20 protein-coding genes are annotated in these 15,109 nt (G+C 62.4%); 14 read left to right on the top strand and 6 right to left on the bottom strand.

Translation table 11 applies throughout. The annotated features are described in order from the left end of the window. The first annotated feature begins 127 nt into the window (after positions 1 to 127). Entirely contained in the window at positions 128 to 1,027 is a 900-nt protein-coding gene (locus tag Q1J79_RS19695; protein WP_300303986.1) for an RNA polymerase factor sigma-32, read from the top strand. Positions 1,028 to 1,051: 24 nt separating this feature from the next. Here Q1J79_RS19695 and Q1J79_RS19690 read toward each other — a convergent pair whose 3' ends face one another. After that, positions 1,052 to 1,999: an AraC family transcriptional regulator gene (locus Q1J79_RS19690; RefSeq protein WP_300303984.1), complete on the bottom strand. Its 948-nt coding sequence runs from the start codon at positions 1,997 to 1,999 to the stop codon at positions 1,052 to 1,054. 127 nt (positions 2,000 to 2,126) lie between these two features. On the opposite strand from Q1J79_RS19690, the gene Q1J79_RS19685 reads away from it, so the two are divergent. Continuing rightward, positions 2,127 to 2,957: a cysteine hydrolase gene (locus Q1J79_RS19685; RefSeq protein ID WP_300303981.1), complete on the top strand. Its 831-nt coding sequence runs from the start codon at positions 2,127 to 2,129 to the stop codon at positions 2,955 to 2,957. 62 nt (positions 2,958 to 3,019) lie between these two features. On the opposite strand, the gene nrtS is transcribed toward Q1J79_RS19685, so the two are convergent. Continuing rightward, complete coding sequence (nrtS, locus tag Q1J79_RS19680; protein ID WP_300303978.1) at positions 3,020 to 3,250, bottom strand: nitrate/nitrite transporter NrtS; 231 nt, start codon at positions 3,248 to 3,250, stop codon at positions 3,020 to 3,022. 259 nt (positions 3,251 to 3,509) lie between these two features. Between nrtS and Q1J79_RS19675 the strand changes: the two genes are divergently transcribed. Genes Q1J79_RS19675 through Q1J79_RS19665 form a run of 3 tightly spaced genes read left to right on the top strand, consistent with a single transcriptional unit; the run spans position 3,510 to position 4,346 of the window. After that, complete coding sequence (locus Q1J79_RS19675; RefSeq protein WP_300303975.1) at positions 3,510 to 3,656, top strand: hypothetical protein; 147 nt, start codon at positions 3,510 to 3,512, stop codon at positions 3,654 to 3,656. Positions 3,657 to 3,666: 10 nt separating this feature from the next. After that, the gene (locus tag Q1J79_RS19670; RefSeq protein WP_300303972.1) at positions 3,667 to 3,951 is read left to right on the top strand and encodes a glutaredoxin domain-containing protein; all 285 of its coding nucleotides are present in this window, start codon (positions 3,667 to 3,669) and stop codon (positions 3,949 to 3,951) included. A gap of 50 nt (positions 3,952 to 4,001) precedes the next feature. Beyond that, entirely contained in the window at positions 4,002 to 4,346 is a 345-nt protein-coding gene (locus Q1J79_RS19665; protein WP_300303969.1) for a hypothetical protein, read from the top strand. 15 nt (positions 4,347 to 4,361) lie between these two features. Here the strand turns inward: Q1J79_RS19665 and Q1J79_RS19660 are convergent, their stop codons facing one another. From Q1J79_RS19660 to Q1J79_RS19650, 3 genes are read right to left on the bottom strand one after another with little or no spacing between them, the layout of a single operon-like run. Then, a complete protein-coding gene (locus Q1J79_RS19660; protein WP_300303966.1) occupies positions 4,362 to 5,141 on the bottom strand; it encodes an SDR family NAD(P)-dependent oxidoreductase in 780 nt (259 codons plus the stop codon). A gap of 17 nt (positions 5,142 to 5,158) precedes the next feature. Continuing rightward, complete coding sequence (locus tag Q1J79_RS19655) at positions 5,159 to 5,878, bottom strand: pyridoxamine 5'-phosphate oxidase family protein (RefSeq protein ID WP_300303963.1); 720 nt, start codon at positions 5,876 to 5,878, stop codon at positions 5,159 to 5,161. A 4-nt stretch (positions 5,879 to 5,882) separates the two neighbouring features. Further along, on the bottom strand, positions 5,883 to 6,428 hold the full coding sequence (locus tag Q1J79_RS19650; protein WP_300303960.1) for a carboxymuconolactone decarboxylase family protein: 546 nt from the start codon (positions 6,426 to 6,428) through the stop codon (positions 5,883 to 5,885). A gap of 127 nt (positions 6,429 to 6,555) precedes the next feature. Here Q1J79_RS19650 and Q1J79_RS19645 point away from each other — a divergent pair, with 127 nt between their 5' ends. Then, positions 6,556 to 7,476, top strand: coding sequence for a LysR family transcriptional regulator (locus tag Q1J79_RS19645; RefSeq protein WP_300303957.1), 921 nt, complete (start codon positions 6,556 to 6,558; stop codon positions 7,474 to 7,476). A gap of 500 nt (positions 7,477 to 7,976) precedes the next feature. On the opposite strand, the gene phnF is transcribed toward Q1J79_RS19645, so the two are convergent. Beyond that, positions 7,977 to 8,717, bottom strand: a complete 741-nt coding sequence (gene phnF, locus Q1J79_RS19640) for a phosphonate metabolism transcriptional regulator PhnF (RefSeq protein WP_300303955.1) — start codon at positions 8,715 to 8,717, stop codon at positions 7,977 to 7,979. A gap of 95 nt (positions 8,718 to 8,812) precedes the next feature. Between phnF and phnG the strand changes: the two genes are divergently transcribed. The 8 genes from phnG to Q1J79_RS19600 all read left to right on the top strand — a co-directional run. Beyond that, positions 8,813 to 9,319 (top strand): phosphonate C-P lyase system protein PhnG, encoded by a 507-nt coding sequence (gene phnG, locus Q1J79_RS19635; RefSeq protein ID WP_300303952.1) that lies wholly within the window; start codon positions 8,813 to 8,815, stop codon positions 9,317 to 9,319. A gap of 2 nt (positions 9,320 to 9,321) precedes the next feature. Then, positions 9,322 to 9,933, top strand: coding sequence for a phosphonate C-P lyase system protein PhnH (gene phnH, locus Q1J79_RS19630; protein ID WP_300303949.1), 612 nt, complete (start codon positions 9,322 to 9,324; stop codon positions 9,931 to 9,933). Position 9,934: 1 nt separating this feature from the next. Then, positions 9,935 to 11,041, top strand: coding sequence for a carbon-phosphorus lyase complex subunit PhnI (locus Q1J79_RS19625; protein ID WP_300303946.1), 1,107 nt, complete (start codon positions 9,935 to 9,937; stop codon positions 11,039 to 11,041). Further along, positions 11,038 to 11,958 carry an alpha-D-ribose 1-methylphosphonate 5-phosphate C-P-lyase PhnJ gene (locus Q1J79_RS19620; protein ID WP_300303943.1) on the top strand — a complete coding sequence of 307 codons (921 nt, stop codon included), beginning with the start codon at positions 11,038 to 11,040 and terminating at the stop codon, positions 11,956 to 11,958. The genes Q1J79_RS19625 and Q1J79_RS19620 overlap by 4 nt, the downstream gene beginning before the upstream one ends. After that, positions 11,955 to 12,731: a phosphonate C-P lyase system protein PhnK gene (gene phnK, locus Q1J79_RS19615; RefSeq protein ID WP_367183032.1), complete on the top strand. Its 777-nt coding sequence runs from the start codon at positions 11,955 to 11,957 to the stop codon at positions 12,729 to 12,731. The genes Q1J79_RS19620 and phnK overlap by 4 nt, the downstream gene beginning before the upstream one ends. A gap of 7 nt (positions 12,732 to 12,738) precedes the next feature. After that, entirely contained in the window at positions 12,739 to 13,434 is a 696-nt protein-coding gene (gene phnL / locus Q1J79_RS19610; protein ID WP_300303940.1) for a phosphonate C-P lyase system protein PhnL, read from the top strand. Next, entirely contained in the window at positions 13,431 to 14,579 is a 1,149-nt protein-coding gene (locus Q1J79_RS19605) for an alpha-D-ribose 1-methylphosphonate 5-triphosphate diphosphatase (RefSeq protein ID WP_300303938.1), read from the top strand. Before phnL ends, Q1J79_RS19605 begins: the two co-directional genes overlap by 4 nt. A 15-nt stretch (positions 14,580 to 14,594) precedes the next feature. Beyond that, a partial coding sequence (locus Q1J79_RS19600; RefSeq protein WP_300303936.1) for a phosphonate degradation HD-domain oxygenase occupies positions 14,595 to 15,109 on the top strand: 515 nt, incomplete at its 3' end.

The following is a 15,109-nucleotide window of genomic DNA, read 5'->3' as shown; positions in this document are numbered from 1 at the left end:
AACGAGAACTGCGCCTTAGGGTACCAGGCGCCGAAAGTCTTGCGCAGATGCTCCTGCATCTAGATGCAGTCACCCCCAATTTTGACACGGCCGCGCGGTAATGTCCGCTGACTGGAGGCGTATATATATGAGCACCACCCGCATCAGCAAATTACCCGATCCCGAGCGGCAGTTCCTCGGCCAGATCATGAACTGGTCAATGCTTTCCGAATCCGAGGAACGCGACCTAGCGCGGCGCTGGAGGGATCATAAGGACGAGAAGGCCAGGCATGCGCTGGTCACGGCTTATATGAAGCTGGTCGTGGCCACCGCCGCTCGTTTCCGCCGGTATCAGCTCCCCCAGGCGGACATGATCCAGGAGGGCAGCATCGGTCTGCTGCATGCCGCGAACAAGTTCGATCCAGAACGCGAGACGCGGTTTTCGACCTATGCCTCCCTCTGGGTCAAGGCATCGATCCAGAATTACATATTGCAGAACTGGTCCATCGTCCGGTCTGGAACGTCGAGCGGGCAGAAAGCGCTGTTTTTCAACCTTCGCTGGATGCGCGCGAAACTGGACCGGGTATATGCCGGCGCCGGCAGTCTCAGCCAGTCTGATCGCGATACGATCGCGCGCAGACTGAAGGTCTCCGCGGAGGATGTCTCTGCGATGGCAACCCGGATATCGGGTTCCGATCTTTCTCTGAATGGCGGGCTGACCGAGGATGACGGCAGCGACACCTTCCAGGATCTGCTTGTCGATCCCGCGCCGAGCCCGGAGCAGAATGCAATCGAGAAACTCGACAGCGAGGCAAGACACGCCTGGCTGATGGAGGCGATTCAGCAGCTTGATCCCCGTGAAAAAGTCATCATCTCAGAGCGGATGCTGAATGAGAATCGGCCGACCTTCGACGAGCTTGGGGAAAAATTCGGCGTCACCAAGGAACGGGTCAGGCAACTCGAGGCCAGGGCGCTGCGCAAACTGCAGCATCTGATGCGGCATAAATCGGTTGCCGCCGTGCTGCACGAGCCAAACTGCTGCAGCTAGGCGACCGGGCGGAGTTCCCACAGGTCAGCGGGCCACCGGCCCAGCCCTGTTCTGCTCACGATGCAGGGTGGCCGACCGGAACTGGGATGGCGCGACGCCGTATTCCTCCTCAAAGGCGCGGCTGAAGTAGCTGCGGCTTTGATACCCGACAAGCTCGGCGACCCGTTTGACGGGAGTACCTGTGCGACTCAGAAGTTCCGCCGCCCGCTGCATTCGGATGGAGCGCAGCAGTTCGATTGGCCCAAGCCCGTATACCTTGGCGAACCGGCCGGCAAACGAGGATCTCGCCATGCCACAGGCTTCCGCCAGGGTATCCACTGTATGGGCACGGCCGGGATGATCCAGCATCGCCTGCAGCGCATTCCACAATGTCTCATCGGCGGCCCCCTCCATCCAGGTGACGGCGGCATCGCCGGCCCGGTGGCGCCGCCGCAAAAGCTGGATGACGCATTGCGACATCAGTGATCGCGCGAGCGCTCGGGTGCCAACCGTGGGATTGGAGAGCTCATAGACGAACTCGTCCAGGGCATTGCGGACGCGGTCGCCGGCCGCCAGGTGCTCGACAATGGGCCTTCTCAGGACATTCAGAGAGCCGCGGAGCCCGCGATACGATACCTCCAGGTGTCCACAGATCGTGACCAGGGCGTTGTTGTCCGAGAGTTCGCCGCCATTGCCCGCGATATGATGATCGAGACCCAGATCGATAGGCCGGCAAAGAGGTATTGGGCGCCCTTTAAGGCCGGACCCGTGCAGCCGGTGCGGAACAAAGGCCGGCGTGAGTACGACCGATCCCGGCTGGACGTCAATACGGGGGGCATTGCCGACGACAATGCAGCCGGAACCCGCAATGACATAGTGCAGGACCGCAAAAGGGCGGCGCCCGAGATCCATGGTGGAGGATCCATGGAGTTCGCAGATGGCAAAGGGCTCCATCCGCACATCCAGGGCCTCGAGAATGCTGTCTATCGACATGTTTCCATATATGTCTCCCGGAATCCGGCAGTAAAGCGGAGAGACTGGAAAGGACCTCTTCGAGACGATATCGCACCGCAGAAGCTCCAGATTGGCGCTGTTAACGCAATCATTCCAGGAGCAGATAATGCGTGATGATCATAACATGTCGGATGCGGGCATCGACCGGCGCAGGGTGCTGAAGGGTGGTGCATCCGCCCTTGCGGGCGCAGCCATTGTGGCGGCAGCGGCCGGCGCCAATGCGGGCTCCGTGGCCGACGGCAGCTATGCCGAGCCGGCCACCCCGGGGCTGCCGCCCAGCAACATGATGCTCGACCTGCAGCGGGCCGCTCTGGTGGTGATCGATCCGCAAAAGGACTTCCTGCATGAAACCGGGGTTGCCTGGGGCGTGGTCGGGGAGAACGTGAAGGAGATCGGCACGGTTGCCAACCTTGAGCGGCTTTTCAAGGCGGCCAAGGCCATCGACCTGCCAACCTTCGTCTCGCCGCATTACTACTATCCCACCGATTATGGCTGGAAGTTCGAGGGCGCGCTCGAGAAGGTCATGCACAAGATCAAGATGTTTGATCGCAAGGGGCCGCTGGACGTGACCGGGTTCAACGGCTCCGGCGCCGACTGGATGCCACAGTACAAACCCTATATCGAGGATGGCAAAACGATCGTGGTGTCTCCGCACAAGGTATATGGCCCGGAGACGAATGACCTGACCTTGCAGCTGTCAAAACGCCGCATAAACCAGGTTATCCTGGCGGGCATGTCCGCCAACCTCTGCGTGGAAAGCCACCTGCGCGAATTGCTGGAATCCGGCTTTGAGGTCGCGGTTGTCAAGGACGCGACCGCGGCGGCGAAAATCCCGGAAGGGGACGGCTATCTGTCCGCCCTGATCAATTTCAGGATGATTGCCAATGCCGTATTGACGACGGACGACGTGGTCAAGGCGCTGAAGCCGGCCAAGTAACCGTCGCGGGATGCCGGCATTGCGATCCCCGACGCGATGCCGGCATCTGACGGAACGGATAGTCACGGCCGGATGTCGCCGTCGCGTCGCGACAGTTCGTTCCGGACGGCGCTGTAGGTCGAAACGCAATAGGGCACGACATAATTCAGCAGGAACTGAAGCCAGTTGATTGGCGCGTCATCCAGCAGCCGCCCGCCCTGATTGACTAGATTTAATACGGTGCCCACGACGAAGGAAACCTTTGCTGCTGTCGCAACAATGCGTGGCGTAGTGGCGACGCGGAGAAACAGCACAACCAGGCTTCCCTTTGGAAATGACGACATTGATCAGCTTTTGATGGACGGAAAAAAGACGGACCGGAGGGGTAGGCCAACAGGTTGGGATTGCCAATAGGATCGAACGGCTCCAATTTTGGGTCATGGCATTCGGAAGATCAGCTGAAATTGATCCTGATGTAGTCCTGATCGCTGCCGTTGGTGTGTTCTGAGACAAGGGTTACGAGGCAATGTCCCTACAGATTGGCGTCGACCCAAATCGCATCCAGAAGGCTTTGTGGAACAGGCTAACGCCCATTTTCTTGACGCGCAGATCGTCGAGGCCGTTTTCACCATCGCTGTCTACATCGCGGTCAGCAAGTTAGGCGTTGTGTTAGAGGTTATCTTCAGCGGAGCCAAGCCGCTGCTGGAATTGCGTCACTGATGGAATGATCATGGCTATGAAAACAAAAAATCCCGTCATCGAGATCTACACGGGGCCGCATTGCGGCTACTGCGAGCGGGCCAAGGCGCTGCTCAAGGGGCGGGCATTACCCTATAGGGAACTCGATATTTCCGTTCCGTCGATCCGGCAGGAAATGTTCAAACGCCTTCCAAGGGCAAAAACCATTCCGCAGATATTCATTGACGGGGCCCATGTCGGCGGTTGCGAGGATCTTGAGCATTTCATGAAAAGCGGCGGACTCGACAACCTGCTCGGAAAGGCCGAACGGCGATGAGGCAGCTTCTCAAATCGATGCTCGGCCTGCCGCGCTGAATCCAGATCTGGATGGTCATCCTGTTCGGCACGAATATGGCATCGGCGGCTTTCCCGGACTCCGATGTCGGCTACTGGACCGGCATCGCCTTTCTGGTCGTCTGCGGGCTGAACATGCCGACGATGCTGCTGCAGGGCGGCCTGACCAGACTGCTGTCATTCCCCCATTTCATATGGGTGCCGCTGGTCCTGTATCTCTACAGCCGGCTGTTCGGAGTGGATGCCCTGCCGGCCGGCCCGGCCCGCCCCTACGCGGTGGCGGTTCTGCTGGTCAACAGCATCTCGCTGCTGTTCGACCTGCTGGAGGCATATCGATGGATACGTGGCGATCGACGGGTGTTGGGGATTGCCGATTGAGCAGTCCGCATTTTGCTAATTGTAGCTGTTTCGGCCAGCCATTACGCCGCCGTCCACATCCCAGATGGCCCCCGTCACCCAGCTTGCTTTCGGCGAAAGCAGGAAGGAGATGACATTCGCTACGTCCTCCGCAGCTCCAATACGTCCGATAGGGTGAAAGCCGTTGAAACCTTGCAGCGCGGCGCGTATCTGATCCTTAGCAATGAAACCCTCGTAGATCGGAGTTTCGACCACGGCTGGCGAGACACCGTTGACGCGGATTCCGTGCGCAGAGAGTTCCATGGCAAGGTGCTGAGTCATCGCGTGCAGGCCAGCTTTTGCCATCGAGTAAGCCGAGGATGGGGTTGCCTGGACCGCTTGCTTCGCCCACATCGACCCGATATTGACGATCGCGCCGCCTTTGCCGCGCGCAATCATTGCCTTAGCCACGGCTTGAGTCAGAAAGAAGGTGCCGCGGTTCAGGTCAAGATATTGGTTGTAGTCGATTTCCGTGTGCTCAAGGAACGGTTTTGGCAGAAATATTCCAGCGCCGTTTACTAAGCCTGAAAGGTTGGCGAATTCATCCGGCACGCGGGCAATGAAGGCACGCAAGGCTTCGGCGTCAGCGATGTCAAGAATCTCGATGTCGACGCGCCCTATCTGCCCAAGCTCTCGCTGCGCGGAAAAAAGCTTGGCGGACTGGCGACCGAGCAGGACAACGGAGCCTCCCTCCTCAAGAAGCAACCGCGCGGCAGCCTTGCCCATACCGCTGGCGCCACCAACCATGAGGGTTCTGGCCTGATTCTGAGGAATCATGATATTTGTCTTTCTGGTTAATTGGTCGAATGGCCGGCATTGATTCTCACCAGCTCGGCTTCGAGCTCGGCGATGCGATCTGTCAGCGGAGCAGTGGCCAAACGCACTTCATCAAGCGTGTAGCGCTCGACGATATGCTGCGGGCAGTTCCAGTCATATCCTTCGACCGTGATGACGAGGCCGTGTTCGATCCGCGCTCTGTAGTCCGGCATCTCAAGGCGCGAAAGCATATCGCGGTCGTCAAGTCCGACGATCCGAACGCGGCCGAACAGCTTGAGGCGGGTCTTGTTAGGGTAGTCCATGAAGAACAGGGATATCCGGTCGTTCGCCGTCAGGTTCCCAATGCTGATATACTGGCGGTTACCGCGGAAATCCGCGAAGCCGATCATGTCCTCGCCAAGTACGCGAACAAAGCCTGTCGGGCCGCCGCGATGCTGGATATAGGGCCAGCCTGTCTCGCTGACGGTCGCCATATACAGGGAGCTGCGCGCTGAAATGAAGCTGGCCTCAGCTTTGGTGAGCAGGCGGTTCGCCGCATGGTGCGCGTCCTCCATCCGGGCGTATGAGGCTCGGCTGCCCAGTTTCTCCTGCATCTTCTTGACTGTTGGCGTGAAGGCGATCTGCGCGAAATGATGGGGCATGACGTTCTCCAGCGGGCTCATCTGGTTCAATAGAGGCTTCTCCTCATGCTCAGGGGGAGGCGGCGCGGCAGCGAAGCCGCGCCGCTTGCCTTTCACATGGTTAAGCCGCCTTATTCAGCTCGATCTTGGGGAAATCGATCTCGACCTGGGTCGCCTTGCCGAGCAGGTTGGTGAAGATATTCATCGCAACATGCGTGATGATCTCGATAATCTCGGCATCGGAATGCCCCGCCCTGCGCACCGCGTCAAACTCGGCGGCGTTCACCTGGCCGGTATGCTCAATGAGCGACCTGGCGAAGGCCAGCGCGGCCTCCGCCTTCGGATCCGAGGATCGGCCCATACGGTTGGCGAGCATTTCGTGATTGTCCAGGCCAACCTTCCGACCGATCGCCGTATGCGCTGATACGCAGTATTGGCAGGCATTCTGTTCGGCTATTGCGAGCGCGATGCGTTCACGGGTTTGCAGGTCAAGCGCGCCTTCGCCCGCGATCCGGTGGATGCCGAGGAAGGCCCCCAGCGCTGCTGGCGAGTTCGCTAGTACACGGATGAAATTCGGGACCATGCCGAGGCCGGATTGAACGGCGTCCAGAAGCTGCTTGGTCTCCCCAGTAGCGGTTTGGGGGTCGATAACGGCAACACGAGCCATGAGATTGGACCTTTCATAATGTTGGCGCGGCGCTTCGCGGCTCCGCTTGAGTGAAAACTGGCGCACGATGGCATTTTAAAGAATATGCGCTATATGAAATTCTTTGTTCCGCTGGAGGGAATAAAGAATGGATCGACTCCATGAGATCGAGGTATTTATCGCTGTGGCGGACGCCGCTAGCTTCGCAAAAGCTGGCGCTCGGCTGCGTCTGTCGCCGCCGGCCGTAACGCGTGCCATAGCTGCGCTCGAGGCCCGCCTTGGGGCGCGCGTCTTCAACCGCACCACCCGCAGCTTGACGATCACCGACATCGGTCAGCGCTTCCTGGAAAACGCGCGGCGTATCCTCGTGGATCTCGACACGGCTGAGAAAGAAGCCGTCGGCGAAACGGCCATGCCGCAGGGACATCTTACCATTACGGCTTCTGTAACTTTCGGCCGGTCCGTACTCCTGCCGATCGTTTGCGGCTTCCTGAGTCAGCACCCGCGCGTTTCAGTGTCCGCCCTTTTGCTGGATCGCGTTGTCAACCTTGTCGAAGAAGGCGTCGATGTCGCTGTACGCATCGGCCATCTGCCGGATTCTAGGCTTATCGCCAAGCGGGTTGGCACAGTTTATCGGGTTCTGGTGGCGAGTCCGGATTACCTCGTCCGGCGAGGGGTGCCCGCCTCGCCAGCGGATCTAAAGCTACATTCTATAATCGCCTTCACCGGCCTCATGCCGAATCGCGAATGGCGTTTCCTGAGCGGGCAGAAACGCGGCGTCACAGACTTGAGCCCCACCTTGGAGATCAACGACGCCGCGGCGGCGATCCGGGCCGCCGAGGAAGGACAGGGGATTACTATTGCGCTCTCGTACATGGTCAGCGAACAGGTCCGGGAGGGGACATTGGTGCCGGTGCTCGACGCCTTCGCCTTGCCAGCCGAGCCGGTGCACCTGATTTATCCCTACTCTCAGCTTGTCGCGCCACGGATCCGCGCCTTTATCGATTTTGGTGTTCCCCGACTGAAAACCGCCCTCGATCAATTAATGTGGAGAAGCCAAGTGGTGTAGGCGGCAAGAATGATAGCTGAATTGAAATTAGGAGAAGCGCGCGGCTACCCCCCATTTCCGGAGGAAGCGAAGAGCGTGATCTGAAAAGAACGCCTCTGAGATTAGACTGACAGATCGATAGTGTTCGTCCAGTTCGGAATTTTGCAATTTATGAGGAAATTCCCACGGATTTTTGCAGAATTTCAGTCCAAACTTATTACCGCACCAATAATTATCAGAGATGATTCAAGTACTTATAAAATGCAAAATTGCAAGATATGGATATCCCGACATTCTGGGCCGCCCCATTACCTGCACAGCGTGCGCCCAGAGGCCAACCAGGCGTGCCCCGAGACCTGAATGCCTGACGGAAAAATCTGTTCAGAATACAGCTGCCTGGATCAGCCCGGGTTCTTTTCGGCGAGTCGGGGCGTCGGGCCCGGGCTTCAGTGGAGCCGGCCGTTCCCGATGTCAGTGACCCGGAAGAAAAAAAGGCAGCGCAGGAAATCCTGCGGCGTGAATCACTCGTGCTCGATTGAAAACGTGACGTGATCGGCGACGAAGCGGGCCCTGACGAATTCTACGGGCTTTCCATGCGTGTCCACGTTCACGGTTTCGCTGATCAGAACCGGGCGGCCGCGCGGCAGATGCAGCAACTTTGCATCGCCCGTCGACATCGGCTTCGCCATCACCCTTGTGCTGCGGCGGTAATAGTCGGCGACGCCGCCGGCCTTCAGCGCCGCGGTAATCGAGCGGTGCCGATGAAACAGGTCCGGCATGTCGGGGAAGCGGCTGTTGGGGAAAAAGTGGCTGCTCACGCTTACGGCGCGATCATCAGCCCGGTTGAGCAATTCAAGCTGGCACAGAGTCGCGCCGGTCGGAATGCCGAGCGCGCGGGCGATCTCGGCCGGCGCGGCCACCTGCTCGGCGAAGACCAGTTCGCGCGTCGGCTTCTTCTGCATGGTCTGCAGGTTTTCGCTGAAGCGCGTGCGTGAGCCCAGCATGTAGTCGAAGCTATCTTCCGCCACGAACATGCCGCGGCCCTGCTCGATGCTGACCAGGCCGGTCTCGGCCAGGCGGTTCATCGCCTGGCGCACGGTATGGCGGTTGACCCCGAAGCTCTGCGCCAGCTGTTTCTCGGTCGGCAGCTGGATGCCCGGTTTGTAGTCGCCGCGCCGGATCGCCTGCTCCATCGCCGCAGCAATCTGGCGCCAGACTGCCATGCCGCTGCCGCGTTCGATCATGCCTGTTGCTTCCGTCATAAAAGCTTCTCCGAAACATGGCTTGATGGGGCCGCATTGGCGGGGTAGATATATAGACATCTAGACAAATTTAGACCCTTGCGCAAGAGGTCCAGATGACGCCCAAGCCCACCCCCGGACAGACCGGCGCTTCCCCCGCCGCCGCCTCGTTGGCCGCCGATCAGGCCGCCCGCCAGCGGCGTCTGAGCCTGCTGGCGCGGGCGGAACGCGAAACGCTGGAAGCAGCCTGGAACCGGCTGGAGCCGAAGCCGGCCTTCCGCCGGCTCAAGCAGCCCGAAACCGGGCTGGTGATGGTGCGGGCGCGCGCCGGCGGCAACGGCCAGCGTTTCAACATGGGCGAGATGACGGTGACGCGCTGTGTGCTGGCGCTGGACGAGGGCGGCGAGATGGGTGTCGGTTATGTCGCCGGCCGCGACAGGCGGCGCGCTGAACTGGCCGCGCTGTTTGATGCCCTGGCGCAGCAGCCCCGGCATGCCGCGATGGTCGAGGCCGAATTGCTGGCGCCCACGCAGGAGAGCGCGGCCGCGGCGCGGCAGGCCCGCGCGGCCAAGGTGGCGGCCACCAAGGTTGATTTCTTCACCCTCGTGCGCGGCGAGGATTGAGCATGACCACATTGCAGATGACGACCCCCGCCGCCGGTTTTCATGATCCGGTGCAGCAGAGCCAGCGGGCCTTCCGCATCCTGCTGGATACCATGGCGCGGCCCGGCCGCGTGATGGACCAGGATTTCGATTGCGGCCACCCGGGAGGCATCGCGCCGGTGCTGGCGGCCGGCCTGCTCACGCTGGCCGATCTCGACACGCCGGTCTGGCTGGGCGAGGGGCTCGATACGCCGGCCATGCGCGACTGGCTGCGCTTCCATACCGGCGCGCCGCTGGCGACCGGGCCCGGACAGGCCGCGCTGGTGCTGCTGGACGCAGCCAGGATGCCGGCGCTGGATGTCTTTTCGCTGGGCAGCGACGAGGCGCCGGAACGCGGCGCCACCCTGCTGGTGCAGGTGCCGAGCCTTCACGCCGCCGCCGCCGCCATGACATGGCGCGGCCCGGGTATCAAGGAGAGCGTGGCGATGCCGCTCTGCGGGCTGGACGAGGCTCTGTGGCGCCAGCGTGCCCAGCTTTCGGCCGTGTTCCCGCGCGGACTGGACATCTATCTCGGCTGCGGCCGGCAGGTGATCGGCCTGCCGCGCAGCACGGTCATCACCTTCGGGGAGGCCTGACATGTATGTGGCCGTAAAGGGCGGCGAGGCCGCCATCGGGAATGCCCATGCGCTGCTGGCCGAAGACCGCCGCGGCGATACTGCCGTGCCGGAGCTGAGCGTCGATCAGATCCGCGAACAGTTCAGCCTGGCTGTCGACCGGGTGATGACCGAAGGCTCGGTCTACGATCCAGAACTGGCGGCGCTGGCGCTCAAGCAGGCGCGCGGCGACCAGGTGGAGGCGATCTTCCTGCTGCGCGCCTATCGCACGACCCTGCCGCGTCTGGCGGTGTCGCTGCCGATCGACACGGCGAAGATGCAGGTGTCGCGCCGCATCTCCTCCTGTTTCAAGGACCTGCCGGGCGGGCAGCTGCTGGGGCCGACCTTCGACTACACCCATCGCCTGCTCGATTTCACCCTGCTGGCCGGCGGCGCGCCGCCGCGGACCGAAGCGCGCGGCGAACTGGCGCCGGATCTGCCGCAGGTGGTCGACCTGCTCAATGCCGAAGGCCTGATCGAGCCGGAAATTCCCGATGCCGACGATGCCCCGGTCGGCGATCTGACGCGCGAGCCGCTGATGTTCCCGGCCGGCCGCGAGGTGCGGCTGCAGAATCTGGCGCGCGCCGACGAGGGCTATCTGCTGGCGCTGGGCTATTCCACCCAGCGCGGCTATGCCAAGTCGCATCCCTTCGTGGGCGAGATCCGCTCGGGCGACGTGGCTGTCGAGGTCGAGATTCCCGAACTGGGTTTCGCCGTTGATATCGCCGATATCACGGTGACGGAATGCCAGATGATCAACCAGTTCACCGGCTCGAAAAGCGAGAAGCCGAAATTCACCCGTGGCTATGGCCTGGCGTTCGGTTATGCCGAGCGCAAGGCGATGGCGATGTCGCTGGTGGATCGCAGCCTGCGGGCCCAGGAACTGGGCGAGGACATCACCGCGCCCTCGCAGGATGCCGAATTCGTGCTTTATCATGCCGACAACGTGGAGGCCTCGGGCTTCGTGCAGCATCTCAAGCTGCCGCATCACGTCGATTTCCAGTCGGAATTGACCCTGGTGCGCACCATGCGGGCCGAGATCGAGGCCGCCTCGGCGCCCGTGGCGGAATTCGAGGAGGCCGCGCAATGACGCTGCAGCAGGATTACGCCGCAAACGCGGCGCAGGCGCCGCTGGAGGGCTACAACTTCGCCTTCCTGGATGAGCAGACCAAGCGCATGATCCGGCGCGCCATCCTCAAGGCCGTGGCGATCCCGGGTTATCAGGTGCCGTTCGGCAGCCGCGAAATGCCGCTGCCCTATGGCTGGGGCACCGGCGGCATGCAGGTGACGGCGGCGGTGATCGGCGGCAGCGACGTGCTGAAGGTGATTGACCAGGGCGCGGATGACACCACCAACGCCGTGTCGATCCGCCGTTTCTTCGTGCGCATGACCAACGTGGCCACGACCGAGAAGACGCGGGACGCGACGTTGATCCAGACCCGCCACCGCGTGCCGGAAACGCCTTTGCATGAAGGCCAGATCCTGGTCTACCAGGTGCCGATCCCCGAGCCGTTGCGCTGGCTGGAGCCGCGCGAGACCGAGACGCGCAAGATGCATGCCCTGTCAGAATACGGCGTCATGCATGTCAAGCTGTACGAGGACATCTCGCAGCACGGCCATATCTCGACCGCTTACGATTATCCGGTGCTGGTGAACGGCCGCTACATGATGCGCTGCTCGCCGATCCCGAAATTCGATACGCCCAAGCTGCACATGAATGCCGCTCTGCAGCTGTTCGGCGCCGGCCGCGAGAAGCGCATTTATGCCGTGCCACCATATACGGACGTGAAGCCGCTGGATTTCGACGACCATCCCTTCGAGGTCGAACGCTGGCCCGAGGCCTGCGCGTTGTGCGGATCGCATGACAGTTTTCTGGACGAGGTGATCCTCGACGACAAGGGCGGGCGCATGTTCGTCTGCTCGGATACCGATTACTGCGGCGAGCGCCAGGCCGCCGGGCATCGTGGCCACATGGCCGCGCCCTACAAGGACGAGGCCGCAGAATGATCGAGATGCCGCTGCTCAGCGTTGAAGGCCTGAACAAGAGTTTCGGTCGCCAGCCGGCCTGTCGCGACGTGACGTTCGAGCTCTGGCCTGGCGAGGTTCTGGGCATCGTGGGCGAATCCGGCTCGGGCAAGTCGACCCTGCTGAACGCCATCGCCGGCCGCGTCGGGATCGATTCCGGCCGCGTGCTGTACCGCACCGCCGCCGACCAGATCGTCGATCTGGCTACCGCGCAGGAATCGCAGCGCCGCCACCTGATGCGCACCGAATGGGGCTTCGTGCAGCAGCATGCCCGGGATGGCCTGCGCATGGATTTCTCGGCCGGCGCCAATATCGGCGAACGGCTGATGGCTCTGGGCCAGAAGCATTACGGGAACCTGCGCGAGACCGCGCTGGACTGGATGCAGGCGGTGGAAATTCCCCCTGAGCGCATCGACGACCTGCCGCGCACCTTCTCGGGCGGCATGCAGCAGCGCCTGCAGATCGCCCGCAACCTGGTGACGCGCCCGCGCATCGTGCTGATGGACGAGCCGACCGGCGGCCTCGACGTTTCTGTGCAGGCCCGCCTGCTCGACCTGCTGCGCCGGCTGGTGCAGGAATACAACGTGGCGGTGATCGTGGTGACCCATGATCTGGGCGTCGCCCGCCTGCTGGCGCACCGTCTGATGGTGATGCGGCGCGGCCAGGTGGTGGAGGCCGGCCTGACCGACCAGCTGCTCGACGATCCACAGCATGCCTATACGCAGCTGCTGGTTTCCTCCGTGCTGAGCGTGTGAGGCCGTCATGGACATGATCCGCGTCGAGAACCTCGACAAGACCTTCACCCTGCATCTGCGCGGCGGCGTCGCCCTGCCGGTGCTGCGCGATACCTCGCTGAGCGTCATGCAGGGCGAATGCGTCACCCTGCATGGCCCTTCCGGCGCAGGCAAATCCACCCTTCTGCGCTCGATCTACGGCAACTACCGGCCGCAGCGGGGCCGCATCCTGATCCGCCATGATGGCGAGCTGGTGGACATCGCCAGCGCCGCGCCGCGCCAGGTGCTGGAGATCCGCCGCAGGAGCCTGGGCTACGTGACGCAGTTCCTGCGCGTGATTCCACGCGTCTCGACGCTGGATATCGTGGCCGAGCCTTTGCTGGCGCGCGGCATTGCCGATTCGGCGGCGCGCGAACGGGCAGCCGGATTGCTCACCCGCCTGCAGATCCCCGAAAAGATGTGGGGCCTGCCGCCCTCCACCTTCTCGGGCGGTGAGCAGCAGCGCATCAATATTGCCCGCGGTTTCGCCGCCGATTATCCGATCCTGCTGCTGGACGAGCCGACCGCCTCGCTGGACGAGCAGAACCGCAAAATTGTCATAAATCTGATCGATGATGCGCGGCGGCGCGGCACCGCCATCGTCGCCATCGTGCATGATGCGGATACCCGCCAGGCCATCACCACCCGTCTGTTGCCGTTGCAAGCCCATGGAGTTGCGGCATGAGTCCCGATCTGGTCATCACCAATGCGCGAATTGTCGGCCGCGAGGCCGAAATCCCCACCGGCAGCCTTCTGGTGCGGGACGGCGTGATCGCCGATATCGATTCTGGCCGTCTGCCCGTCTCCAGCGCCATCGATTTCGGCGGCGACTACCTGCTGCCGGGGCTGGTCGAACTGCATACCGACAATCTGGAAAAGCATTTTGCGCCGCGGCCGGGCGTGCGCTGGCCGGGCAAGCTGGCGGTGATCAGCCACGATGCGCAGATCGCCGCCGCCGGCATCACGACGGTTCTCGATGCCATCGCGGTTGGCGATGTGCGCGACGGCTCGGTGCGCATGGAAATCCTGCGCGACATGATCGCCGCCATCGAGGCGAGTCAGAAGGACGGCATGCTGCGTGCCGAGCATCTGCTGCATCTGCGCTGCGAGGTGTCGTTCAGGGACCTGATGGGCCTGATCGAGCCGATGTCGAACCTAAGCTGGCTCAAGCTGGTCTCGGTGATGGATCACACGCCCGGCCAGCGCCAGTTCGTCAAGCCCGAGAAATATCGTGAATACTACCAGGGCAAGTTCGGCATGACCGACGAGCAGATGGACGCGTTCATGGCCACGCAGATCGCTGCCGCCGAGGCGCATGGCGCGAGAAACCGCCGCGCGCTGGTGGATTTGTGCCGGGCGAAAGGCCTGCCGCTGGCCAGCCATGACGACGCCACGGCCGAGCATGTGGCCGAGGCCGCCAATGACGGCATGGTGGTGGCGGAATTCCCCACCACGTTCGAAGCCGCCGAAATGTCCCGCCAGCATGGCATGCATGTGATGATGGGCGGTCCCAATCTGGTGCGCGGGGGTTCGCATTCCGGCAACATCTCGGCCCGCAGCCTGGCCGAGAAGGGGCATCTGGATATCGTCTCCTCTGACTACGTGCCCAGCAGCATGATCCAGTCGGTCTTCCTGCTGCCCAAGGAAGTGCCGGGCATCGACCTGCCCAGGGCCGTGGCGATGGCCGCGACCAATCCGGCCGAATCGATCGGCCTGACCGATCGCGGAGTGATCGAGTCGGGCAAACGCGCCGACCTGCTGCGGGTCAGCCTGGTCGACGATACGCCAGTGGTGCGCGCGGTCTGGCGCGCCGGCCAGCGCGTGATGTGACCCCGGGAGCCAATCATGCAGATTCTCGACCAGATCATTGTCCTGCTGGAAAACGCCGGTGCCGAGCGCTACGGCATGGAAGCCGTGAGCCAGCTTGAGCATGCGCTGCAATGCGCCATGCATGCTGAGCGCATGGGCTCGACGCCCGAGCTGATCACGGCCGCCTTGCTGCATGATATCGGCCATCTGGTCGGCGCGGGCGACGAAGGTTTGGCCGAGCAGGGCGTCGATGCCCGGCACGAGGATGTTGCCGCCGAGTGGCTCGGCCGGTATTTCCCCGCTGCGGTGGTTGAACCGGTGCGCCTGCATGTGGATGCCAAGCGTTATCTCTGCCGCGCCGAGCCGGCCTACTGGGCCGGGCTGTCGCCGGCATCAAAAACCAGTCTGGAGGTGCAGGGCGGCATCTACAGCGACGATGAAGCCGCCGGCTTCATGGCGCGGCCCTTTGCGGCCGATGCCGTGAAGCTGCGCCGCTGGGACGATGCCGCCAAGGCGCCGCGCCTGAAGACGCCCGACCTGGCGCATTACCG

The organism is Ferrovibrio sp., assembly GCF_029255545.1.
GTDB lineage: Bacteria > Pseudomonadota > Alphaproteobacteria > Ferrovibrionales > Ferrovibrionaceae > Ferrovibrio.
This window is presented reverse-complemented; position numbering and strand designations above follow the sequence as displayed.